Here is a 23,886-nt window from a genome sequence, read left to right on the forward strand (position 1 = left end):
GCCGCCGCCGCCGCCCGGACGCTCAGGCCGCGCGCAGGGAACGGACCCAGTTGCGCAGCAGTTCCGCACCGGCGTCGCCGGACTTCTCCGGGTGGAACTGCGTCGCCGACAGCGGGCCGTTCTCCACGGCCGCGACGAACGGCGCGCCGTGCTCGGCCCACGTCACCAGCGGCGGCGCCATCCGCCCGCCGGTGGTGTCCCGCAGCTCCCAGCGCTGCACGCCGTAGGAGTGCACGAAGTAGAACCGCTCGTCGGCGACCCCCTCGAAGAGGACGGAACCCGCGGGGACGTCCACGGTGCTCCAGCCCATGTGGGGCACCACCTCCGCGGGCAGCCGCTCCACGGTGCCGGGCCACTCCCCCAGGCCCCGGGCGTCCACGGCGTCGCGCTCGGTGGAGGCGTCGAACATCACCTGCAGGCCCACGCAGATCCCCAGGACGGGCCGCCCGCCGGCCAGGCGGCGTCCCACCACGCGGTCACCGCCGACGTCCCGCAGCGCCTGCGCGACCGCCGCGAACGCGCCCACGCCCGGGACGACGAGGCCGTCCGCCGCCTGGGCCGCGCCGAGGTCGGCGGTCAGCTCCACGTCCGCCCCGACGCGCTCCAGGGCGCGCACCGCGGAGCGGACGTTGCCGGAGCCGTAGTCCAGCACCACCACCGACGGCTTCACCGGTGCACCCGCCCCGCTCACAGCGCCCCCTTCGTGCTCGGCACGCCCTGCACCCGCGGGTCCGCCTCCACGGCGTAGCGCAGCGCCCGGGCCAGCGCCTTGAACTGCGCCTCCACGACGTGGTGCGGGTCCCGCCCCGCGAGGACCCGCACGTGCAGGCAGATCTGCGCGTGGAACGCGAAGCTCTCCAGCAGGTGCCGCGTCATCGACCCCGTGAAGTGCCCGCCGATGAGGTGGTACTCCTGGCCGGGCGGCTCGCCGGTGTGCACGCAGTAGGGGCGCCCGGAGACGTCGACGACGACGTGCGCGAGCGCCTCGTCCAGCGGCACGGTCGCGTCGGCGAAACGGCGGATGCCCTTCTTGTCCCCCAGGGCCTGCCGGAACGCCTGGCCCAGCACGATCGCGGTGTCCTCGACGGTGTGGTGCACGTCGATGTGGGTGTCGCCGCTGGCGCGCACCGTGAGGTCCATGAGGGAGTGCTTGCCCAGCGCGGTGAGCATGTGGTCGTAGAACGGCACCGTGGTGGAGATGTCGGTGCGGCCGCTGCCGTCGAGGTCCAGCTCCACGAGGACCGTGGACTCCGACGTGGTGCGCTCGATCCGCGCCGTCCTGCGGGGGGTGGGGACCTCGGTGCTCATCGTGCGGGAACCTCCTGCGGCATCGTGTCGAGCGTCTGCTCCAGGGCGCCCCGGAAGGCGCGCATCTCCTCCTCGGTGCCCACGCTGACGCGCAGCCACCCCTCGGGTCCCGTCTCGCGGATGAGGACCCCGCGCTCCAGCAACCCCCGCCAGACGGCGTGGCGGTCGGCGAAGCGCCCGAACAGCACGAAGTTCGAGTCCGACGTGGGGACTTCGAAACCCTTCTCCCGCAGCCACTCCACGGTCGCGTCCCGGCGCTCGCGCAGCTCGTGGACCCGCCCCAGCAGCTCACCGGAGTGCCGCAGCGCCGCACGGGCCACGGCCTGCGTCACCGCGGACAGGTGGTACGGCAGGCGCACGATGCGCAGCGCGTCGACGAACGCGGGCGCGGCGGCGAGGTACCCCACGCGCGCACCGGCGAGCGAGAACGCCTTGCTCATGGTGCGGCTGACCGCCAGGTGCCCGAACCGCGGCAGCAGCTCCAGCGCGCTGGGAACCCCCTCGCGGCGGAACTCCGCGTACGCCTCGTCCACCACGACCACCCCGTCCGTCACGGCCTCCGCGACGGCCTCCACCACCTCCGGCGGCAGGGCCGTGCCCGTGGGGTTGTTCGGGCTGGTGAGGATCACCACGGAGGGCCGGTGCTCGGCGATCGCGGCGCGGGCGTGGTCCACGTCGAGGGTGAAGTCCTCCTCGCGCCGGCCCGCGACCCAGCCGGTGAGGCTGTCCCGCGCGTACTCCGGGTACATCGAGTACGTCGGCGCGAAGCTCAGCGCCGTGCGGCCCGGCCCGCCGAACGCCTGCATCACGTGCAGCATGACCTCGTTGGAGCCGTTCGCCGCCCAGATCTGCTCCGGCGCCAGCTCCACCCCGGACTCCGCGCGCAGGAACGCCGCGAAGTCCGCGCGCAGCTCCAGGAACTCCCGGTCGGGGTAGCGGTTCAGCCCCGCGGCGGCCCGCGCGACGGCACCGGCGATGTCGTCGACGACGGCGGCCGAGGGGGCGTAGGGGTTCTCGTTGACGTTGAGCAGCACGGGTACGTCGAGCTGCGGGGCGCCGTAGGGGTGGTCGCCGCGGATGCCGTCGCGCAGGGGCAGGTCCGCCAGGGTGGGGGCCGCGCTGCTCGGGGTGGCTCGGGTGGCGGGCTCGGCGGTCACCGGGCGATTGTCCCAGACCGGCGGGGTGCGTGTGCACGGCGCCGGACCCGGCCGGCCGCCGCGGCGACCCGGGCCGAGGGGGGCGGGGCCGGCACGAGCCCGTCCCGGGGAGGGGTCGTGCCGGCGCCGCCCGGCGCCCGCTGCCCCTACAGGGCGGCCGCCCGCGGCAGCGCGCCGGTGGAGGGCTTGGCCCCCATGAGGGCCGTGATGTTCCCCAGCGTCCCCGCGGCGCCGGACCTGAGGTCGGCGTAGCAGACGTGCATGTAGATCGCGTACCCCAGGCCGACGGCGCCGTCCGTGGTGGACGTGAAGGTCCGCGTCAGCTCCGCCTCGCTGCTGAAGGCGGCGTTCTCGGCACCCAGGAGGGTCCGGCCCCGCGCCTCGGCCAGCTTCTTCAGGTACTGGACCGGCGACTTCGCCCCCATGTCCGTCGTCGGGTCGGCGTCAGCGGCACGGTTGGCCCAGGTCTGCCACGGGTGGACGTTCGCGTCCGGGTAGGCGTCCATCTGCACGCCCCAGGAGGTGCCCTGCGCGGTCTCGTACCGGAAGTTCAGGTCCCCGGCGCCGCGCTCGTAGCGCACGCCCCACGACGGGTGCAGGACGTGCACGTGCCCCTTCCACCCGGCCGCCCGGTGCTGCGCCACGAGCCACGTCATCCACCGCGTCAGGGCGTCCACGTGCCAGGCGGCGAGGGCCTCGTCCCGGGCCGTGGCGGCGGAACCGACGGGGGTGTTCCGGTAGGCCCACTCCCCCGGGTGGGGCGAGCGGACCATCCCGGCGGCCAGGCCGTTGCCCGTCTGCGCGGCGTCCCCGTGGGACCACCACACGATCTGGCCGCCACCGGAGCCGTGGCGCGAGGACGGGTAGTTCAGCTCACCCATCCCGAGGCCGCCGACGCGCATGGTGTCGACGAGGTCCCAGTCACCGCTCTGGTTCAGCGCCGCGAAGGACTTGGCGAGGAACTCCGCGACGTACTGGCGGCCGATGGCGGTGAACACCCAGTCGCGGATCGCCTCGTCGGTGTAGAGGGCGCCGGTCTGGGAGCGGAACGGGGGCACCCGGTCCCGCACGTAGGCGGGCGTCGCCGCGGTGGAGATCTCGCCGATGACGCGCAGGCCCGCGGCGCGGGCGTTCGCCAGCCAGCCCCGGTACTCCGCGACCGCGTGGGCGTTGACACCCGCGCCCGCCGCCGTCAGCCAGCGGTCCCAGAACACCTGCAGGAGGACGTGCGTGCCGCCCCGCGCCTTCCAGTCGCGCATCTCCTCGAGCGTGTAGGCGGAGGCGATGACGTAGGCGCTGGAGGTCGCCGCGGCCCGCACGGCCGGGGTCACGTTGAGGTCGTCGAACTCGGCGTACCCCGAACCCCCGTTGGGGCCGGCCTCGAGCGAGACCTGGACCGACGTGAGCGGGACCGCGCTCGCCTTCGAGCGGCGGGTGGTCCAGGTCGTCCCGTCGGGGGAGGTGCGCCACAGCACGCTCGTGCCGTCGTGCTCGATCGCGATCCACCGGTGCTGCACCGCGTCGTACGGGATGCGCTGGTCCGAGACCAGCCCGTTGCGCACCTCGCGCATCACGAAGCTGCCGCCCTCGACCTGGGCGTTGACGCGGTTCTCGCTGGTCCCGGGCACGATGGCCGAGATGTTGGCGAAGGCGTGCGCCCCCGAGTACCTGGCCGGGAGCTGTACGCGCAGCCGGCTCCCGGTGAGGTCGTAGCGGGCGGAGCCGGTGCTGACCGTCTGGACCGAGGAGGAGGAGAAGCGCAGCCGCCCCCCGACGACCGAGACGCCCGTCCCGCGCACCGGCCAGCGGGTGGTGCTGAGGGAGGTGAAGGGGTCCGTCAGCCCGGCGGCCTTCGGGGTGGTCGCCGCCCGTGCGGCGGCCGGCAGGAGGAGCGCGTGCCCGAGTGCGACGGACGCGGCACCCAGGAGGCTGCGCCGGGACATCCCCGGGCCGGGGTTCTCGTGGCGACGGGACCAGGTCATGGCGCTTCCTCATTCCAAGTGGGCGCGGCCGTCGCACGACGGCCGCAGGCGTGTTCAAGGGGCCCGCGGTCGCCGGCGCACCGGCCGGTCGCGGGAACCGGTGTGCGGGCGCTACCGGTCGGCGGACCGGGCGGACCCGGAGCACGCGTCTGTCCCGTGGGCTCCGGCTCGCTGCACGGAGGAGGGATCGGCGGCCCCGGCGGGGGACTTGAGCCGTTCGTGCGGAATCGGCCGGGACGTGTAACGCCGCCGGTGCTGCGGCGATCGCGCGAGCGGCGGCGGCGGTGCGGCGGTGCGGCGGTGCCTAAGATCGGGAGGTGACGGACGTGGCCGCCGGCCTGGCGCGGCGGTCTCGCGCGCCGGGCCGCGCGACGTCACGACCACGAGCGGAGGGGCGCACGGTGGGTGGAGCGCAGCGGCCGCGACCGACCCGCCGCGCCGTCCTGGCGGCAGGCGTCCCGTGCGCGGGCGCCGCGCTCCTCGGCGCGGACGACGACCCCGCGCGGCCCGGCCCCCGCATCGAGCTGGGCATGATCGGTCCCTACGAGCCCGGTCAGCCGGCGTCGCTGCGGGCGGGCGGCGTGCGTCGCGCCCTGGTCGAGCTGGCGTGGTCGTCGGCGCAGCCGAGGGCGGGGCAGTGGGACTGGTCGTACGTGGACGGCGTGGCGCAGCACGCCGGCCGGCTGCGCGAGGCCGGGCTGACCGTGGCGCTGAACACGGGCACGATGGACGCGCCCGGGTGGCTGCTCTCCCGCCCGGGGGCGCGTTTCGTGGACCAGGACGGGCGGACCTACGCCAGGTTCCCCGTGCCCAACCTGGTGTTCGGCCGGCAGCACCGCGACGTCGCCGAGGAGTACCTGCAGGGGCTGATGGCCCGCCTCGGGAGCGGCTTCGACCTCGTCCGGACCGGAGGGGGACCGTTCGGCGAGCTGAGCTACCCGTGGGCCCGGGACCGGCAGGGTCGTTACGAGAACGCGTACTGGGCCTTCGACGCCGGCGCGGCGCGCGAGAACCCGGTGCCGGGGTTCGTCCCCGGGGCCGGTGGGGTCGACGAGCGGGCCGCGGCCTTCCTGGACTGGTACCTGGACGCGCTCGTGGAGTTCCAGAACTGGCAGGTGGCCGCGGTGCGCGGAGCCGGTCACCGCGGCGACGTCGCCGTGCTCTACCCCTCGTACGGCATGCGGCCGGGGGATTTCGAGGCGGCGGTGGCCACCGGCCTGGACGGGTCCTCCTCGCCGGAGGTGAACGGCGAGGTGCAGCGGGGTTACGACTTCCGGCGTCAGATCGCGGCGCTGGCCGATGAGCGCGCCGTGGTGTACGGCACGTGGGGCGAGAACCCGGCGGTCGTCGCCCACCTGGCGGAGCTCGCCCGCTCGCGGGGTCTGCGGGTGATGGCCGAGACCAGCGGGGGCAACGACGTGCGGTCGCTGCGCACGGGTCTGCGGGCCGCCGCGGACAACGCCCTGAGCGCCTACTACCTGGTGCGGGCCCCCCAGTTCTTCGGCGGTGAACGGCGGTTTGCGTCGTGGGCGCAGGCGCGCACGCTGCTGTCGCAGGAGTGGGCTTCCGACGGCACAGGCCGGTGAGGAACGGCTGCACGACGCCGTCGCCTCGCGCGCCGGTTGCTGCAGGACATCCGGGAGCCATCCGGCGGAAACCACCCGGAAACCCAGAACATCACGGTGAGTTGCGGTGTTTGCACAGTGAGCGATATGGGGTCCGGGTTACCCCGTCGCCCTGACGAATACCTCACGTCTGACGCGATGTCACCTGCGCGGCCGATAGCGTGTACCCATGGTGAGCGGTCGATCAGTCGTGAGCATCGTGGTCCCCAGCCGCCAGGAGGCGGAGAACGTCCGGCGTCTGCACTCCGCGCTCGTCGAGGTGCTCAGCGACTTCGACTGGGAGGTCATCTTCGTCGACGACTCCGACGACGAGACCCCCGAGGTCCTCGCGGAACTGTTCGCGGCGGATCCGCGCGTCCGGTTCCTGCACCGCCCCGCGGGCTCCCGCGAGGGCGGCCTCGGCGGTGCGGTCCTCGCGGGTTTCCGGCTGGCCCGCTCGTCCGTCATCGTCGTCATGGACGCCGACCTGCAGCACCCGCCGCAGGCGGTTCCCCAGCTGCTGCGCCCCGTGCTGGACGGCACCGCGGACATCGCCGTGGGCAGCCGCTACACCGGCGCCGGCTCCAGCGAGGGCCTGGACGGGCCCGTGCGCCACCTGGTCTCCCGGGGCTGCCGCGCACTGGTGCACGCCGTGTTCCGGCGCACGCGGGTGACGTCCGACCCGCTCGGGGGGTTCTTCGCCCTCGACGCCCGCATCCTGCGCGGGGTCGTCCTGCGCCCCGAGGGGTACAAGATCCTGCTCGAGATCCTGGTGCGTGCGCCGTGGCGGCGGCTCGCCGACGTGGGGTACACCTTCGCCCCCAGGGTCGCCGGTCGGTCCAAGTCCAGCCTTGCGGAGGGGCGGCGCTTCCTGCAGCACGTCGCCGGGTTGCGCTTCGGGCACGAGCCGAGCGGGCGCGCCGCCCCGGGCGTGCTCATCCCGCGTCAGCGGCGCGCCGGCAGCCCCGCGGAGCCGGGCCCGGTGGGCACCACGGCTCAGCAGGCACCCCGGCCCGCCGCCGGCCGCCCGCTGGAGGTCCTCGTCATCACGTCCGAGGCCCCGCCCGTCATCAGCGGCATCTCGACGACCGTCGCGGAACTGCGGCGTGGCCTCGTCGAGCGGGGCCACCGCGTCGAGGTCGTCAGCCGGCGCGACTTCCCGCGCTGGATGCGCCGGGAGATCCGCCTGTCCGCCTTCGCGTTCTTCTGGCGGCCCCTGCGCCGCCACCTGCGCGCCTTCGACGTCGTCAACGTGCACGGTCCGGTCCCCACGATGAGCGAGGTCTTCCTGCTGCTCTCGGGCAGGCTGCGTGCGGAACGCCCGGCCGTCGTCTACACGCACCACTCCGACCTGAGCATCCCGGGGCTGCAGCGGTGGTGCGACGTCTACAACACCCTGTCCCGCAGGATCGCCCACCGCAGCGACGCCGTGGTGGTGAGCTCGGCCGCGTACGAGGACAGGATGCGCGCGGAGCACGGCGCGCCCGTCGAGGTGGTGCCGTGGGGGGTCGAGACCACCGGGCGCGTGCAGTCGCGCTCGCCCCGCCGGCACGGCGTCCTGCGGGTCCTGTTCGTGGGGCAGCTGCGGCCCTACAAGGGGCTGCACGTGCTGCTCGACGCGATCGAGGGAGAGCCCGGCATCCACCTCGACGTGGTCGGTGACGGCGCGATGCGCAGCGAGCTGGAGGCGCGCGTCGCGCAGTCCGGCACCGCCAACGTCACCTTCCACGGCCGGCTTCCCGACGACGCCCTCTGGCGCGCCTACGCCGACAACGACGTGATCGTGCTGCCGTCGACCACGACGGCGGAGGCCTACGGTCTGGTGCTGGTCGAGGGCATGGCGGCCGGGTGCGTCCCGGTGGCCAGCGATCTGCCCGGGGTGCGCGAGGTCGCGAGCCGCACCGGGGTGCTCGTGCCGCCGGGTGACGCCCCCGCGCTGCGCGACGCGCTGCTCGAGCTCGCCGGCGACCCGGAGGAGCTCGCGCGCCGCTCGGCCCTCAGCGCGACGGTGGGCGCGGGGTCCTCCCGCGCCACCGCGGAGGCCTACGAGCGCATCATGCTGACCGCCGTGCTCGGCCGGCACGGCACGACGGCCGGGGAGGCGCTGCCGTCCCGCTGGGCGAGCCCCGCCGCGTTGGTCACCCAGGTGCGGGACGCACTCGGGACGGACCAGGTCAGCCTCGTGGTGCTGGCCCGGGAGGGTCGCCGCCACACCGCCGGGCTCCGCTGGACACCGGACGGCGTCCTGGCACGACGGGTCGCGGAGGCTCCCCTGGCGGCCCACGCCGCCCGGCGGGGCCGTGCGCTCCACCTGCACCCCGACGCCACCACGCCCATCGCGGTGCGCCTGCTGATGCGCCGGCACGACATGGGCACCGCGGTGCTGCTCCCGCTGCACCGCACCGCGCACACCAGCACGGTCCTGTGCGTCTCCGCCCCCGCCGCCGCGCCGTGGCTGACGGTCGAGGCCGTGGAGCGTGCGGTGACGGGCCAGGTGCGCACCACCGCGCGCACCATCGACCTCACCGGCGTCCGCGGCCCGGACACCGGCCGCACGCCGGGCACCGGCCGTGTCCAGGCCCCGGTGCCGCAGGCGTGAACCCTGGTGCCGCAGGCGTGAACCGTGGTGCCGCAGGCGTGAGCGCGGTCCCGGGCGGGCGGGTCACGCGTCTGGCCGTGGACGGGCGCGTCCTCGACGACAACTACCACGGCATCGGGCGGATCACCGAGGCGCTCCTGCGCGGGCTGGCGGGAACGCCCCACCTCGAGGTCGCCGTCTTCACCAGGTCCGGCCAGGAGTCCTCCCGCTTCCCCCTGCACGAGGTGATCGAGGGCAACGGTTTCACCAGGCTGCCGTTCGAGCACTCCCTCTCCTCCGCCACCCAGTGGATCGCCTGGCCACGCGCGCTGCGCTCGGCGGCAGCGGACGTGGCCCTCTTCCCGTACCACCTCGGGGCCCCGGTGCTGTCGCTGGGCGAGAGGCCCTCGCGCCGGCGCAGGTTCGCGGTCGTCCACGACTGCATCCTGGAGGCGGACGCCGCGTACGCACCGGACCGCCGCACCCGGGCGCTCTACACCGTCGCGACCCGGTTGGTGCTGCGCGCGACCACGGTCCTGACGCCCAGCCACGCCTCCGCGCAGGAGGTCCGGCGCACCTACGGGGTTCCGGTGCACGAGCGGAACGTCGTGGGGTGGGGCGTCGACGACCGGTTCGCCGCAGCACGGGAGGCGGCCGGTTCCCTGCCCGCCGGCACGCCGTCGCGCTACCTGCTGCACGTGGGGGCGCGCAGACCGCACAAGAACGTCGACGTCGCCGTGCGCGCCCTCGCGTCGCTGCCGGCCGACGTGCACCTGGTTCTCGTGGGCAGCCTCGACCGACGCTTTCCCGACCTGGTGCCGACGGCCGTTCGGGAACTGGGGCTCTCCTCCCGCGTCGTGCACCTGCAGGGCATCAGCGACGGCGAGCTCATGGCGCTGTACGCCGGTGCGCACGCCTTCGTCTACCCCTCGGCCGTCGAGGGGTTCGGGCTGCCGCTCCTGGAGGCCATGGCCGCAGGTGTTCCCGTGGTCGCGAGCGACATCCCCGTCTTCCGCGAGGTGGGCGGGGACGCCGCCCTCTTCGTCCCCCCCGGCGACCCGGTCGCGCTCGCCGGCGCCGTGCGCCGCCTGGACGACCCCGGCACCCGTGAGGCGCTCGTCGCGGCGGGGCGCGCCCGGGCGCGACAGGCGTCGTGGGCCCGCGCCACCGAGAACCTGCTGGTGGCCCTCGGCGTCAGGAGCGACGCGCCCGCTCCCGCGTGACCTCCCCGGCGAGCTGCTCGATCAGCTCGACGTACCTGGCCGTCGCCGCCTCGAGGCTGAACCTGCGCGCCTCGAGGCGGTTGGCGGCCGAGGTGCGCCGCACGAGCTCCGGGTCGGAGGCGTACTCCAGCAGGGCGGCGGCGTACTCGCCGGCCTCGTGCCCGGCGATGATGCGCCCGTTGCGCCCGTCGCCCACGATGCCCGCGGGCACCTCGTCGGAGACGATCACGGGGAGCCCTGCGGCCATGGCCTCGACGACCACGAGCCCGTAGCTCTCGTACCGCGTGGGGAAGAGCAGCAGGTCCGCGGAACGGTAGATCCCGGCGACCTGGTCCGGTGGCACCACCCCGAGCCACGTGACGCCCGGCAGGGCGGGGCCGGCGGGCACGCCGGCGACGAGCAGCCGGAGCTCCGGGCGGACCCGCTGCGCCTGCGCCAGGGCCTCCAGGGCGACGTCCAGGCCCTTGCGCCGGCCGGCCTGGCCGACCCAGGCGGCGGTGAAGGGCCGGTCCGTCCCGCCCGGGTCCGCCTGCGCCACGGAGCGCAGGTCCGTGGCGTTCTCGATGACGGTGACCGGCCGGGTGTTCCCGTACTCCGCGGCCAGGTCGCGTTCCACCGTCGCGTGCACCACGACGTGGTGCTCCAGCGCGAGCGCACGCCGTTCCTCGGTGGTGCGGAACCAGGCCAGCGCGCGCGCGGCGAGGTTCCCCTCGGGGCGCAGGGCCAGGTAGGGCTTCGCCCCCGCACCGTGCCAGACGACGACCGTGCGGCCCAGCCGCCGGGGGGCCAGCAGCCGCAGGCCCCAGACGCACTCGGGACAGTGCACGAGGAGCACGTCGGCCCGCGCCGCGGCGGCCCGGCGCCCGAGGCGCCACGCGGCGATGACGTCGCTGACCCCGTCGAAACCCTCGAGGAACCCGGCCCCGGCGAAGGCGGGGGCCACCTCGACGTCCCAGTCCGGGCGCTGCCTGGCCAGTTCCTCCACGAGACCGCGAACCACGCGCTCGACCCCTCCGTGGTCGTGGTGAGGTCTGCGGGTGAGCATGAGCACGCGCATCGCGGTCTCTCCGATCGACTCGTCGGGCGTTCGCTGGGTGGGCCGTGCGTGCAGGCGCAGGTCGCTGCTCGGGGACGCGGTCGGGTGGGGCGTCAGCGCGCCGGGTGACGAGCGCCCCGGCGGCCGACGGCGACCAGCGACGGGTGCACGCGGGCGACGTCGCGGTCCCGCACGAAACCCCATGCCCGGGCCGAGGCCAGGTGCACCAGTCCGGCAACGGCGAACAGCCCCAGCGCGAGGCCGTCGCCGGCGTTCGCCGCCACCAGCAGGACGGCGGTGGACGGGGCGAGGCAGAGCAGGAACCGGCCGGCCAGCCGGGGGCCCACCCCCTCCCGTGCGAGGCGGCCCTGCCGGCGGAGATAGGCGCGGCCCAGGACGGCGACGGCCACCCAGCACGCCACCGCGTACGCCGCGGCGGCGCCGGTCGCGCCGTGGGAGGGCACCAGGACGGCGAGCCCCACCAGTTCCACGAGCACCGCCCACGGCATGACGCGTGCGATTCCCCGGGGTTCCTGCACGGCGTACGCCGTCTTCACGAGCGCGTTGGCGAGCATCAGGCCGAGTGTTCCCAGGGTCAGCAGCCGCAGGACGGCCTCCGAGGGCGCGTAGTGCTCCGGGAACAGCAGGCGCAGCACCGGGCCCGGCGCGATCAGCAGGACCAGCTGCAGGGGCAGGAGGGCCACGGGGATCCACCGGACCGCCTCGACGAACCACGCGTGGACACCCCGGCCGTCGTCCCTGGCTGCGGCCATGAAGGGGAACACGGCGTCCACGAGGGCGTCGCTGACGAAGTACGGCGCCCTGGCCAGGAGGGAACACACCTGGTAGGCGGCCAGGGAGGCCGCCGCGGCGGCGCCTCCACCCGTCAGGTACGACAGGCCGAGCAGGTCGACGGTCAGCACCGCGGTGAACGACACCGTGCCGACCCAGATGGGCGCCGCCATCGACACCGACCGCAGCGGGGCCAGAGGACCCCAGCCGGGCAGGACCCCGGTCAGGGCCCGCAGCGCGATGGCCGTCGCGACGAGGGATCCGACGAGGAAACCGATCGCGACACCGAGGGCCCCGGCGTCGAGGAACACCACGAGGAACGTGGCCACGAGGCACTTCACGAGGATCTCGACGCTGTGCATCGCGCCGAGGCCGGCGAACCGCCTGGTCGCCTGCAGGGCACCGCCCAGGACGGCGTTGAGCGCGAGGACCACGATCTCGACGGCCAGGACGGCCACGAGGGCGCCCGAGGCGGTCGGGACGATCCGCAACCCGCCCGTCTGCGCGAGCACCAGCGCCAGGGCGAGCAGCACGCCCAGGACGAGGTTGCCCACGAGGGAGGTCCGCAGGATGCGGGACACCTCCGCCGGGCCGGTGTCCGCGGCCGCCATGCGGACGGTCAGCGCCCAGGGCAGGCCGGCGGTCAGCGCACCGGCGGCGAACAGCAGGACGTTCTGGGACGCACCCACCACCCCGAACTCCTCGGGCACCAGGAGCCAGGCGACCAGCACCCCGAGGGCGTAGTTCAGGACCGACCCCGTCGCGAAACGCAGGACGAGGATGACGCCGCCGGCCGCAGCGGTGCGGGGAGTGGACAGTGCTGCGGCCGATCGCCGGGGAACCCGGCTGCGCCTTGTCACAGGTGGTCCTCCATCGGGGCCCGGTGCGCGGTCGCGCCGGGCAGGGACTGCTCGGATCCTACCGGGGACCCGTGTCGCCGTCGCACGCCTTCACACGACCTGCGCCGGGACGAGGTACCGCTCGGCGACGATCGGCGCCTCGCGGTGCGAGAAGAGACCGGTCTGGGTGCGGTACCCCGCGATGAGCGGCGCCTTGGCCGCGAGGTCGTGCTCCCACACCTCCGACCGCCACGGTCCGCCCCATCCGGGGGTCTCCGGCACGGGGTGGTGCAGGCAGTAGGGGTAGTCCGCGTACAGGACCAGCCGTGCACCGGTCCGGGTCGCCGCCCGCCGTGCGGCCTCCCGCACGAGCAGGTGGTCCACGTGCCTGCCCACGCCCAGCGGTGCCACGACGTGCGTGGCACCGCGCTCCCGGAGCAGCTCGCCCAGGCGGCCCGCCAGTTCCGCCGCCAGCGGCCGGTCGGCCGCCGAGACCCGCCCCCGGGCGATGTCGAACCGGAACGTGGGGTAGCAGGCACCGAGCTCGGGCAGGAGCCGGCCCAGCCGCCGGGCGAGCCGCCCGGGACGACGGCGGAAGGGCGCGTCGACGAAGCCCAGGTGCAGCACCTCGGCCCCGGCCGGGCGCAGCACCGCGGCGTCCTCCGCCCGCCGCTCCTCGTACAGCGCCAGGACGTCCTCGCGGCCCTCGGCCCGCAGGGAACGGCGCGCCGCCAGCGTCATGCGCTCCTGCAGCGCGGAGGTGAACACGGTGGCCACCAGCGGCGGGGAGGCACCTCCCCCCTGCCCGGCACCGGTGGCGACCGCCCGCAGGAGCGCACCGCAGGAGAACGCCACGTCGTCCAGGTGGGGGGACAGGAAGACGCACCGCTGCGCCCCGGCGAGGACACGTCCCAGCGAGCCCTCCGCGGTCACCGGCCCGCCCCCACCGCGACGTCCTCCGCCGCCTGCGCGTACCCCGCGGCCATCCCCGCGGAGCTGAACCGCAGCGAGTCGGCGCGGTTGCGCTCACCCGTGGCCCGCATCCCGCGGGGATCGGACACGACGTCGAGCAGGGCGTCGGCGAAGTCCCGGGCGTCGAGGCGCTGCACGACGCGGCCGTTGCGGCCGTCCAGGGCGATGTCCGGCGGGATGGATGCCGAGATGACCACCGGCAGGCCCGCGGCCATCGCCTCGACCACCACCAGGCCGAAGCTCTCGTACCGGCTGGGGAACAGCAGCACGTCCGCGCGCAGGTACACGGCGGGCATCCCGGGCGGCGGGACGACCCCGGCCCACTCGACACCGTCGGGGGCGGCCTGGCCCGGGGCGGGCCCGGGAACCCCCACGACGAGGAGCCTCAGACCGGGGTGGCGACGACGTGCCAGGCCGTACGCCTCCAGCGCGACGTCCAGCCCCTTGGCGTACCCGGTCTGCCCGACCCAGAGCACGACGACCTCGCCCGCGTCCCGGCCGGTGGCCCGGGGAGTTCCCGCGAGGGCCCGGGCGAGCTCGCCGTCGACGGCGTTCGACACGACGCGCACGAGACCGTCGAACCCGTGGGTGGTGCGCAGGTCCTCGGCGACCAGCCGGTGGACGGCGACGTGCGCGTCGGCCGACAGGCCACCGCGTTCCAGCAGCGAGATCCACCGTGCCAGGAGGCGCGCCGCGAGGTTGCGGGCCGGCCGCAGGGCGAGGAACCGCTGCGGGCCGGCGCCGTGCCAGACGGCGACCACGCGCGGCAGCGCACGGCGGCGCACCAGGGGACGGACGAGGTTGAGGACCCACAGGCACTCCGGGCAGTGCACGAACACGACGTCGTGCCTGCCGCGCAACACCTCCACGGCGACGGCCGCCCCGGCGAGGACGTCGGCCAGGGCGGGCACCGCCTCCAGGCCACCGGTGCGCGGGAACGCCGAGACCGCGCTGACCCGCCACGAGGGGCGCAGGGCCGGCATCGCGTCGAGGAGTTCTCGCACGACCCGCTCGACCCCGCCGTGGGCGTCCACCGGCCGGCGCAGCACGTGCGTCACCCGCAGTGCTGCGGCCCGCTCCTCCTCGGGCGTGGTCGAACTGGTGCTCCGGTGCGGTGGGGTCACGAGCCGTACCTCTCTGGCGCTCCAGGCGCCGATCACCACAGGACGCGTTCGACCGGTGACGCCTAGCTGACCCGGCCGGCCCGACCCTCCACCACGGAGGCCACTTCGCGCAACGCTCCCACCTGCTCCGCGGTCGGCTCGCTCCCCCCCGCCCCGAGCGTCTCCAGGGCCACCTCCGGCGGGGCACCGCGCAGCAGCTGCAGCTGGGCCGACAGGACGAGCACCGGGCCGGCACCGTTCTCGTCGTGCAGCAGGACGGGCCGGCTCTCCGTCGGCCGCACCACGTCGAGCAGGTCGGCCACCGCCTGGAGTTGTGCGGCCGACGGCATCCCGTCCGCTGCCACGGGGAGGCGCAGGTAGGTGATGCCGAGGCCGGTCGCGACCGCCTCCTCCTCCACGTCGGCGAGGACGGGGCCACCCGGCTCCACGTCCACGACGGCACTGAACCCGTTGTCCTGCACCAGCCTCACGAGATCCGCCTCCTGCGGCTCGCCGGCCCGCACCAGCCCCGGGAACACCTCCGCGGCGCCGGGCAGCGGCGGCAGGCCGGATGCCTCCGGTCGCAGCACCCCGCTCCCCCGCACCACGAGGGCCGCGACGAGCAGCAGGACCACCGCCCCGAGGCGCCAGGCGAGGGCCGTGCGCGCGAGGCGGGAGACCTCGCCGAGCCCCGCGCTCACCGCGGGCCCCCCGCCGTTCCCGCGGCGTGGCGCGCGGAACCCCGCCGGCGCCGTCCGTCCCGTGCCGCCAGCGCGGCGAGCGCCAGGAGGAGCACGGTGGCGACCGCCAGGGCGAGGACGAACGTGCGGGCGGAGCTCGGCTGCTCGGGCAGGACGTCGCGGGACAGCGGCGGCGGCACCACCGGGGCGCTCGCCCGCGGTGGCGGCCCGACGGTGCCCGTGCGCAGCAGCAGGTCGCCGACGGGGGCCAGGCGCACCCGCCCGTCCGCCGACCGCTCGAGAACCCCCCCGGTGAACGCCTGGCGCACCCTTGCGCCGTCCGCCGCGGCCGGGGGGCCGAGGGCGGGTCCCAGGAGCCGGCCGAGTTCCCCCGTGGCGGCGGCCGTCAGCAGGGGATCGGTGAGGACGCCCGCCTGGCGGGGGATCCTGCCGGGCGCACCCGCCGACAGCCCGGGCAGACCGGCCTGGCGGTACGCCTGCGGCGCGGACGCGGCCAGCTCCCGCACGACGGGACGCGCGTCCAGGCGGCCGTCCCCGGCGGAGGTCAGGACCGTGCCCGAGAAGACCTGCACCGCCCGGCCGCCCTCCTCCCAGACCGACGTGAGAGGGGCTCCGAGCACGGCCTTGCCCCCGGCCGCGGTCCAGGTCGAGAAGAAGGGGCCGCTGCCCGAGTCCGTCACCGCGAAGGCGCCGCAGCGGGAACCGTCGCGCAGGACGAGGGCCCCGTTGCGGAGGGGTTCCACGCCGGCACGGGGGTCGAAGTCGTCGAGCGGGACCCGCCACAGCTCCAGACCGCGGTACGTCGTGCTGGGGTAGGCGGCGAGACGGGTGCCGTGGGCACGGACCCACGCGTTCAGCTGTGCGCTGGCGTTCCCGGAGCGGGTCAGCGCGTCCTTGTCGCTGAGCACGAACAGCTGCACCCCGTGGCTGAGGGCACCCGGACCGCTGGCGAAGTCGGACACGGGCCGCGCCGGGGAGAGGAAGGAGAACTTCTCCACGTCGCCGGAGGCGTTGAGGACGGCGCACGACGGCTGTGACGCGTCGAGCCCGGCGACCAGGCGCTCGACCCCGCGGTCGTCACCGCGGTAGGAACGTCCCCAGCTCGTCGCGGCCACGACGACGACCGCGAGCGCCACGAGCGCGACCAGCGCGCGCACCCGGACGCGGCGTGCCAGGGCGTCCCCGACCAGCACGACGGCCACGACGGCGGCGGGCAGGACGTAGACGAAGAACTGCTCGTTGAGGGTTCCCAGGAGCACCACGTACGCCGCGAAGGCGTAGCTGGCCAGCGACCAGGCGAGGAGCCAGCGGGCGCCGTCGCCGGCACGGTGGACCAGCAGCCACAGCAGGGCGAGCCCACCACCGGCGAGCAGCACGTACGACGTCGCGTACTGCGCCGCCTGTCCGAGCACGGCGTCGACGAACGAGACCCCCGGGCGGTTCCACCCGGTGATCTGCACCAGCCCCAGCAGCCGGCGCAGCGTCGCCGTCTTCACGTCCACGAACTGCCCCAGCAACCCGAGGGACGCCGCCCACACGGCGAACACCCCCCACAGGGCGATCCCCGTGGCCAGCGCGGCGGCGGCCCTGGCGAGCAGGGCGCGGTCGCGGCTCATCGCGGCGTGCAGCACCGGGGCGGCGAGCAGGAAGACGGTGATCTCCTTGGTGAGCAGCGCCACGCCCGTCGCCAGGCCCACGAGCACCACGTGCGTCCCGGCACGCCAGCGGGGGGCGGACATCGCCGCGTGCAGGGCGACGAGGCACCCGGCGAGGGCGAACGGCTCGATCACCGCCAGGCGCCCGTAGCGCAGCAGGACCGGGTCCGTCGCCGCCAGGGCACCCACGAGCACGACCAGCACCAGGGTCCGGGCCGGCGAGGCGCCGCGCGCCAGCCGTCCGGCCAGCAGCGCCACGAGGACCACGCACAGCACGGCGGCCGTCGCCGCGAGCAGCCGCGTCGCGTCGATCACCTGCGGCAGGGGCGCGACCTGGAGGCCGAGCAACCGGATCCAGGCCGCCTGCAGCAGGAAGGACACGGGCGGGTGGACGAACACCGGGCGGCCCTCCCAGGTGAGCCGCCAGTCCTGGGCGACGGACCGGGCGGCCTCGCTGTAGACGACCTCGTCGTACTGCGTGTCCGGGCTGCGCCCGAGGTTCCACCACAGGAACACCGCACCGAGCAGGGCCGGGACCAGGACCGAGCCCCACCGGGCGCGCCGGCGGCCGGGCTGCGGGGGCCGCAGCCGGGCGCGACGGGGGGACGGGATCCGGCGGGCTGCCGTTCGCCGTTGCAGGGTCAGCCCGTCGTCGCGCACGAACGCGGTCCGGCCGGCAGGCGCGTGGTCGTCGGGCAGTTTCTCGGGGACATCTACCGGAATACCTCCGCTGTGACGCGCGGACGCCCGGCAGGCGTCCGCTGCAGTACCCACGTCGGCCTACCGCCCGCTGTCCACGCCGGCGCGCTGACGCGGCACTGCGGACGGGCGTGCCCGGAGCGTACTGCACGCCCGACCGGCCGGACGGGGACCGGAGCCACCGGTGTGCTGGTCCGGTGCGGCCGGTGTGCGGGTCCGGTGCTCAGCCCCGCCCGCGCCCGCGCGCCAGGTCCCAGGCGGCCCTGAACCGCGAGCCGTGCCCGACGTCGCGCACGCCCGGTACCTCCGCCGGGTCGAGCCCGCCGAGCAGCAGGCGCTGCACCGTGTCCGGCCACGTGGACAGCAGCAGGCCGGGCGCGGCGGCGTCCTGCCCGCGCACCCCGCCGCGCCAGCGCTGGGCGCTGACGGCGTCCCCCTCCACGCCGAGGAGGACGACGTCCGCGCCGCGCACGAGGCGGGAGAGCTTCGCGGCGGCCTCCGTCGCGCCGGCGGCGTCCCGCGGCACGAGGACGCAGCCGGCACCCTCGACGGGCACGAGCCGCCCGCGCACCCGCGCCAGGGTGCACACCGGGGCGAGGCGCCCGGCGTCGGCGACGGGAACCACGAGGAGCGGGCGCCGGTCCTGCGGCGCGTTCACGGGGCGGGGAAGCGGACGGTGACGGCCTCGCCGTGCGCGGGCAGGTCCTCCGCCTCCGCGAGCGCCACGACGTGCCCGGCGACCTCGCGCAGCGCGTCCTCGGAGTAGTCCACTACGTGGATGCCGCGCAGGAACGTCTGCACGCTCAGGCCGCCTGCGTGGCAGGCGCTCCCGCCGGTGGGGAGGATGTGGTTGGACCCGGCGCAGTAGTCCCCGAGGGACACCGGCGAGTGCGGGCCGACGAAGACGGCGCCGGCGTTGCGGACCCGGGCGGCGACGGCCGCGGCGTCGGCGGTCTGGATCTCCAGGTGCTCGGCGGCGTAGGCGTCCACCACCGCCAGCCCGGCCTCGACGTCGTCGACGAGGACCACCGCGGACTGCCGGCCGGTGAGGGCGGTGCGGATGCGCTCGGAGTGCTTGGTGGCCGCGACGCGGGCGGCGAGCTCGGTGTCCACCGCGGCGGCGAGCACCTCCGAGGGGGTGACGAGCACGGCGGCGGCGAGGGTGTCGTGCTCGGCCTGGCTGATGAGGTCGGCCGCGACGTGCGCCGGGTCGGCGGTGTCGTCGGCGAGCACGGCGATGTCGGTGGGGCCGGCCTCCGCGTCGATGCCCACCACGCCCTGCACGTACCGCTTGGCGGCGGCGACGTACACGTTGCCGGGGCCGGTGACCACGTCCACGGGGGCCACGGCGAGGGTGCCGTCGTCGTCGCGGGCGCCGTAGGCGAACATCGCCACGGCCTGCGCCCCGCCCACGGCGTACACCTCGCTCACGCCGAGCAGGGCGCACGCCGCGAGGATCGTCGGGTGCGGCAGGCCCCCGAAGTCGCGCTGGGCGGGGCTGGTGACGGCGATGGAGGCCACGCCGGCCTCCTGCGCGGGCACCACGTTCATCACGACGCTGCTCGGGTAGACCGCCAGGCCACCGGGCACGTAGAGGCCGACGCGCCCCACCGGCACCCACCGCTCGGTGACGGTGCCGCCCGGGACGACGCGGGTGACGCTGTCCTCGCGGCGCAGGCTGCGCTGCACGGCGCGCACGCGGCGGATCGTCTCCTCCAGCGCGGCGCGCACGGCGGGGTCGAGCGCGGCCAGGGCCCCGGCCAGCGCGTCCTCCGGCACCCGCAGGGAGGTCAGGCGCACCCCGTCGAAGCGCTCGGACCACTCCCGCACCGCGGCGGCGCCGCGCTCGCGCACGGACTCGCAGATCGGGCGGACCGCCTCCGTCGCCGCGCTCACGTCGAGGTCGGCGCGCGGCACGACGGTGCGCAGGGTCAGCGGGTCCAGGGCCGAGCCGCGCAGGTCGATGCGGCGCAGGAGGGGATCTGTCACGCCCCGATGGTACGGGCGGCGTCGAGCCGGTCACCGGCCCTCGTCACCCGCGAGCGGACCGGCGGTGAGGTTCCCGTCGAGCACGGTCACGGCCCGGCCGGCGACCTCCACGCGCCCGCCGAGGACGCGGACGCGCAGCCGCCCGCCGCGGCGGGAGACCTGCTGGAAGAGCAGGGTGTCGCGGCCGAGGCGCTGCGCCCAGAACGGGCCGAGGGCGCAGTGGGCGCTGCCGGTCACCGGGTCCTCCGGGACGCCGACGCGTGGGCAGAACACGCGCGAGACGGCGTCGGGCACGTCGCCCTCCTCCAACACGACGTCCTCGGCGACCGGGCGGCGGGTCGCGGTTGCCGTGACGACGACGCACCGCGCGTCGACGAGCGAGAGGGCGGCGATGTCCGGGGAGAGGGTGCGGACGTGGTCCTCCACCGCGAGGCGGACCACGACGTCGATGCCGTTGGACTCCACCTCCTCCGGCTGCACGCCCAGGGCGGCCCCCAGGTGGTCGGCGACCCGCCCGGCGATCTCCGGGGCGAGCGGGGAGGTCGGCTGCGCGGGGAGGTCCAGGAGCACCAGGCCGTCCGGCTCGACCCCGGCGCGCAGCTCACCGCTGCGGGTGTCGAAGGTGAAGGGCCCGGCGACGCCGTCGGAGCGCAGGGCGTGGGCGGTGGCCAGGGTGGCGTGGCCGCACAGGTCGACCTCGGTGGTCGGGGTGAACCAGCGCAGCGCGTACCGGCCCGCAGGGCCCTGCGGCACCGCGAACGCCGTCTCGGACAGGTTCAGCTCCGCCGCGACGCTGCTCATCCACGCCTCCGGTGCGGGGGCGTCCAGGACGACCACCCCCGCCGGGTTGCCGGCGAAGGGGCGGTCGGTGAAGGCGTCGATGATCCGCAGTCGCACGCGCGGCAGCGTAGGGGCCGGCGGCACGTAGTCTGTCGAGGTGCCCCGGCGCCTCCCGCTCTTCCCGCTCGGAACGGTCCTCTTCCCCGGCCTCGTGCTGCCCCTCGACGTCTTCGAGCCCCGCTACCGCGCGCTCGTGGAGGACCTCGTGGCCACCGCCGGGGAGGAGCCCCGCGGCTTCGGGGTCGTCGCGATCCGCGCCGGGTACGAGGTCGGCGAGGGCAACGTGCACGCCATGCACCAGGTGGGCTGCGTCGCGCAGCTGCGGGAGGTCACCGAGCTCGACGACGGCCGGTACGAGATCGTCACCGTCGGCACGTCGCGCTTCCGCGTCACCGGCATCGACGACGAGGCCGGCACGCCCTACCTCACCGCGCTCGTGGAGCCCTACGGGCACGACCCGGCCGTCGACGAGGACGAGGACCCCCGGACCGTGGTGCTCGCCGCCTCCGTGGCCGAGCGCTTCGCCCGCTACCGCGAGGCCCTGGACATCGGCGGCACCGAGGCGCCCGACGACCCCTCGGTGCTGTCGTACCTCGTGGCCGCGGCCATGGTGCTGCAGACCTCCGACCGCCAGCGGCTGCTGGAGGCACCCGACACGGCGGCGCGGCTGCGGGCGGAGCTGGACCTGCTCAAGCGCGAGCTGGTGCTGCTGGAGGCGCTGCACGCGGTGCCCGCCTCGGAGCTGCCGCAGCTGCCCGAGACGCTGAACTGAGGGAGCGGGCGTGGGCAGGGCCGCGAGGGCGGAGAAGGGTTCCACCCCGGCGGTGCGCGCCGCGGTGGCGGCCGGGGTGGTGCACCGGGTGCACACCTACGAGCACGACGAGGGGAGCAGCGACTACGGCGCCGAGGCGGTGCGGGCGATGGGCGAGGTGGCCGGTGCCGCACCGGAGCAGATCCTCAAGACGCTGCTGGTGGACGTGGACGGCCGCCTCGTCGTGGCCGTCGTGCCGGTGCCGCGGAAGCTGGACCTCAAGGCGCTCGCGGCGGCGGCCGGGGGCAAGAAGGCCACCATGGCCGAGCCCGCCCGCGCCGAGCGCAGCAGCGGCTACGTCGTCGGCGGGATCAGCCCCCTCGGGCAGCGCACCGCGCTGCCCACGGTCCTCGACGCCGGCGCGCAGGCGTGGGACACCGTGTGCGTCAGCGGTGGGCGGCGCGGGCTGGAGATCGAGCTGTCGCCGCAGGACCTGGTGCGGCTGACGGGCGCGGTGGTGGCCGAGGTCACCAGGACCTGAGCCGCCAGCGCGCCCGCCCGAGGCGGACCGCCGTCAGTTGGGGCTGGTCGCGGGCTGCGCGTCGCGCAGGTCGATGACCAGGGCCTGGACGACCGCGCTCGTGGGGGCGGCGGGCACGTCGGCGAGGGTGAGCTCGACCGCCATGCTGCCCGGCGTCGTGCTCGCGGCCGGAGCGGACGCCGCGGGGACGAGCCCGTCCACGGGGGCCGACACGGGCGAGGCGCTGACGCGCTGGGCCGGGATGTGGGCGTCGGAGGTCAGGCGGACCCCGGGACGGAACCGCTCGACGCAGAGCGCCGTCAGCACGCGGAAACCGTCGCGGAAGGTGTTGAGGTTGCTCTCCCCGTGGATGCGCGGGAACTCGAAGCTGGGCACCTCGCGGATCACCAGCTTCGCCTTGGCGATGCGGGTGTTGATCAGCGTCTCGATCTCGAAGCCGTCGCCCCAGAGCTTCTCGTCCGCGCGCTCCCCCGAGGCGTCGAGCTCCAGCGCCGGCAGGCACCTGGCCCAGAACGCGTTGTAGCCGTAGCAGAGGTCGGTGTACCGGGTGCCGAAGAGGACGTTGGCGACGGCGTTGAGCCCCCAGTTGCCCGCCTTGCGCAGCCGGGTGATGTCGCTGCTGCCCCCACCGGCGATGAACCGGCTTCCCTTGGCGAAGTCGGCCCCACCGGTGAGCGCGGCCACGAAGCGCGGGATCTCGCGCGGGTCGGCCGAGCCGTCGGCGTCCAGCATGACCACGACGTCACCGGTGACGGCAGCGAAGCCGCACGCCATGGCGTTGCCCTTGCCGCGACGGTTCTGCAGCACGATCCGCACGTCGGGGCGCAGTTCCCGGGCCACCTCGATCGTGCCGTCCGAGCTGCGACCGTCGACGATGACGACCTCGTGCAGGTCCGCCGGCAGGAGCTTGAAGACGTGGGGCAGGTTCGCCGCCTCGTTGTACGTCGGGATGACGACGCTCACCCGCGGGAAAGGCGTCGCATCGGGCTCGCTCGACAGGTGGCGCTCGGACATGGTCCCCCCAAAGTCATGGACTGAAGTCAAGGGTCCGGTTTCGCCTCTCACTCCCCGCCGGGCCACGGCGACCAAAGACGCCCGACGGATCACAGCTCCCCAAGAGGTCAGTTGCCTCACCAGAACCCGCGACAGCGGGGGCCCCCAGCAACTTGTTGAAATGTTACCCGGTTGCGGAACGCCATGTCACCGAGAAGTAGCCGTAGCTACTCCTTATGAGATGTCCTTACGGTACGCAGATGAATTGCTACGCAACGTCACGCCCCGCTCCCACGTCTTCTCCTGCTCCCCCGAGCAGGCCGAGGACGTCCCCACTCCCCACCCACCTCCTGGTCGAGCGCACCGCGATCGGAGACGACCACCGACCGTTGACGAAAGCTAGCCCAGGGTCCCGGACACCACCAGAGATCACCCCGAGAGTTCACGTGCCCGAAACGACCCCGTCCGGCGCAGCGGCGCAGCGGCGACCGGAGCCCACCGGGAGCGTCACCCCGGCCCCGCTGCCGGCCCCTCGTCGAGCTGGACGAGCCTGCGCAGCAGGGCTGACAGGTCGACACCTTCCCGGAACTCCTGCACCAGCACGAGATCGGCGCCCAGCTGCACCACCCGCGGCACCCGCCCGGGGAGGCCGCCCACCCCCTCCTCGAGGACGACCGGGTCCTCCACGGCCCCGCGCCGGAGCAGCTCCACGCGGACCAGGAGGACCGCCTCGTCCGGGCCCCTGCCGCGCCGCCCCGCGGCCGGACGTGCGAGCACGGATGCGAGGTGGGCGCCGCGGGCCTCGAACGTGCCGGACAGCACGAGCTCGGGTTGCACGCTGTCGCGGCGGGACAGCTCGGGCAGCACCGAGAGGAGCAGCGGAGCCAGGTCGTCGCCGACCGGCCGCCACCGCTGCGCCGCGGCGAAACGCCGCAGCTCCGCGAGCCGCCGGGTCCGGCGTCGACGTCGCAGGACGAGAACCACGCGAACCCCCTCTCGACGCTCCTGGAACGCCGGTCGTCGTCCACCCGATCGCACAGATCCTGTGCTCACGGCTTCGGTGCGGCGCTGCGCGCTGGTAGTTTCGGCGCCATGCCCGCCCAGGACACACGAGCGTGACGGC

The 23,886-nt window shown here is 75.3% G+C and carries 20 protein-coding genes; 5 read left to right on the plus strand and 15 right to left on the minus strand.

The window, feature by feature from the left end; translation table 11 throughout:
- Positions 1–22: 22 nt before the first annotated feature.
- From hisH to ACYQBY_RS08965, 4 genes are all read right to left on the minus strand, one after another.
- Positions 23–691, minus strand: a complete 669-nt coding sequence (gene hisH / locus ACYQBY_RS08950) for an imidazole glycerol phosphate synthase subunit HisH (protein WP_459643506.1) — start codon at positions 689–691, stop codon at positions 23–25.
- Complete coding sequence (gene hisB, locus ACYQBY_RS08955) at positions 688–1,308, minus strand: imidazoleglycerol-phosphate dehydratase HisB (RefSeq protein WP_459643507.1); 621 nt, start codon at positions 1,306–1,308, stop codon at positions 688–690. Before hisB ends, hisH begins: the two co-directional genes overlap by 4 nt.
- Complete coding sequence (locus ACYQBY_RS08960; RefSeq protein WP_459643508.1) at positions 1,305–2,465, minus strand: histidinol-phosphate transaminase; 1,161 nt, start codon at positions 2,463–2,465, stop codon at positions 1,305–1,307. The genes hisB and ACYQBY_RS08960 overlap by 4 nt, the downstream gene beginning before the upstream one ends.
- A 146-nt stretch (positions 2,466–2,611) precedes the next feature.
- Positions 2,612–4,447, minus strand: coding sequence for a hypothetical protein (locus ACYQBY_RS08965; protein ID WP_459643509.1), 1,836 nt, complete (start codon positions 4,445–4,447; stop codon positions 2,612–2,614).
- 401 nt (positions 4,448–4,848) lie between these two features.
- Here ACYQBY_RS08965 and ACYQBY_RS08970 point away from each other — a divergent pair, with 401 nt between their 5' ends.
- The 3 genes from ACYQBY_RS08970 to ACYQBY_RS08980 all read left to right on the plus strand — a co-directional run bounded on the left by ACYQBY_RS08970 (position 4,849) and on the right by ACYQBY_RS08980 (position 9,852).
- A complete protein-coding gene (locus ACYQBY_RS08970; RefSeq protein WP_459643510.1) occupies positions 4,849–6,033 on the plus strand; it encodes a beta-galactosidase in 1,185 nt (394 codons plus the stop codon).
- 229 nt (positions 6,034–6,262) lie between these two features.
- On the plus strand, positions 6,263–8,650 hold the full coding sequence (locus ACYQBY_RS08975) for a glycosyltransferase (protein ID WP_459643511.1): 2,388 nt from the start codon (positions 6,263–6,265) through the stop codon (positions 8,648–8,650).
- A gap of 38 nt (positions 8,651–8,688) precedes the next feature.
- On the plus strand, positions 8,689–9,852 hold the full coding sequence (locus ACYQBY_RS08980) for a glycosyltransferase family 4 protein (RefSeq protein WP_459643512.1): 1,164 nt from the start codon (positions 8,689–8,691) through the stop codon (positions 9,850–9,852).
- On the opposite strand, the gene ACYQBY_RS08985 is transcribed toward ACYQBY_RS08980, so the two are convergent.
- From ACYQBY_RS08985 to ACYQBY_RS09025, 9 genes are all read right to left on the minus strand, one after another.
- A complete protein-coding gene (locus ACYQBY_RS08985) occupies positions 9,824–10,852 on the minus strand; it encodes a glycosyltransferase family 4 protein (RefSeq protein WP_459643513.1) in 1,029 nt (342 codons plus the stop codon). The genes ACYQBY_RS08980 and ACYQBY_RS08985 overlap by 29 nt on opposite strands.
- A gap of 149 nt (positions 10,853–11,001) precedes the next feature.
- Complete coding sequence (locus ACYQBY_RS08990; protein ID WP_459643514.1) at positions 11,002–12,540, minus strand: lipopolysaccharide biosynthesis protein; 1,539 nt, start codon at positions 12,538–12,540, stop codon at positions 11,002–11,004.
- A gap of 90 nt (positions 12,541–12,630) precedes the next feature.
- Complete coding sequence (locus ACYQBY_RS08995) at positions 12,631–13,452, minus strand: PIG-L family deacetylase (RefSeq protein WP_459643515.1); 822 nt, start codon at positions 13,450–13,452, stop codon at positions 12,631–12,633.
- Positions 13,449–14,615 carry a glycosyltransferase family 4 protein gene (locus ACYQBY_RS09000; RefSeq protein WP_459643516.1) on the minus strand — a complete coding sequence of 389 codons (1,167 nt, stop codon included), beginning with the start codon at positions 14,613–14,615 and terminating at the stop codon, positions 13,449–13,451. Before ACYQBY_RS09000 ends, ACYQBY_RS08995 begins: the two co-directional genes overlap by 4 nt.
- Positions 14,616–14,677: 62 nt before the next feature.
- Positions 14,678–15,295, minus strand: a complete 618-nt coding sequence (locus ACYQBY_RS09005) for a protein-tyrosine phosphatase family protein (RefSeq protein ID WP_459643517.1) — start codon at positions 15,293–15,295, stop codon at positions 14,678–14,680.
- Positions 15,292–17,610, minus strand: coding sequence for a hypothetical protein (locus tag ACYQBY_RS09010; protein WP_459643518.1), 2,319 nt, complete (start codon positions 17,608–17,610; stop codon positions 15,292–15,294). Before ACYQBY_RS09010 ends, ACYQBY_RS09005 begins: the two co-directional genes overlap by 4 nt.
- A gap of 262 nt (positions 17,611–17,872) precedes the next feature.
- Positions 17,873–18,307: a hypothetical protein gene (locus ACYQBY_RS09015; RefSeq protein WP_459643519.1), complete on the minus strand. Its 435-nt coding sequence runs from the start codon at positions 18,305–18,307 to the stop codon at positions 17,873–17,875.
- Positions 18,304–19,638, minus strand: coding sequence for a histidinol dehydrogenase (gene hisD, locus ACYQBY_RS09020; protein WP_459643520.1), 1,335 nt, complete (start codon positions 19,636–19,638; stop codon positions 18,304–18,306). Before hisD ends, ACYQBY_RS09015 begins: the two co-directional genes overlap by 4 nt.
- A gap of 30 nt (positions 19,639–19,668) precedes the next feature.
- Positions 19,669–20,535 carry a PhzF family phenazine biosynthesis protein gene (locus tag ACYQBY_RS09025; protein WP_459643521.1) on the minus strand — a complete coding sequence of 289 codons (867 nt, stop codon included), beginning with the start codon at positions 20,533–20,535 and terminating at the stop codon, positions 19,669–19,671.
- Positions 20,536–20,575: 40 nt separating this feature from the next.
- Here ACYQBY_RS09025 and ACYQBY_RS09030 point away from each other — a divergent pair, with 40 nt between their 5' ends.
- Together ACYQBY_RS09030 and ybaK are read left to right on the plus strand one after the other, a co-directional pair.
- Positions 20,576–21,250, plus strand: a complete 675-nt coding sequence (locus ACYQBY_RS09030) for an LON peptidase substrate-binding domain-containing protein (protein ID WP_459643522.1) — start codon at positions 20,576–20,578, stop codon at positions 21,248–21,250.
- 10 nt (positions 21,251–21,260) lie between these two features.
- Positions 21,261–21,770 (plus strand): Cys-tRNA(Pro) deacylase, encoded by a 510-nt coding sequence (ybaK, locus tag ACYQBY_RS09035; protein ID WP_459643523.1) that lies wholly within the window; start codon positions 21,261–21,263, stop codon positions 21,768–21,770.
- A 33-nt stretch (positions 21,771–21,803) separates the two neighbouring features.
- Here ybaK and ACYQBY_RS09040 read toward each other — a convergent pair whose 3' ends face one another.
- Positions 21,804–22,784 (minus strand): glycosyltransferase family 2 protein, encoded by a 981-nt coding sequence (locus ACYQBY_RS09040; RefSeq protein ID WP_459643524.1) that lies wholly within the window; start codon positions 22,782–22,784, stop codon positions 21,804–21,806.
- A 486-nt stretch (positions 22,785–23,270) separates the two neighbouring features.
- On the minus strand, positions 23,271–23,747 hold the full coding sequence (locus tag ACYQBY_RS09045) for a hypothetical protein (RefSeq protein ID WP_459643525.1): 477 nt from the start codon (positions 23,745–23,747) through the stop codon (positions 23,271–23,273).
- Positions 23,748–23,886: the final 139 nt, after the last annotated feature.

The organism is Kineococcus anabasis (assembly GCF_054590795.1).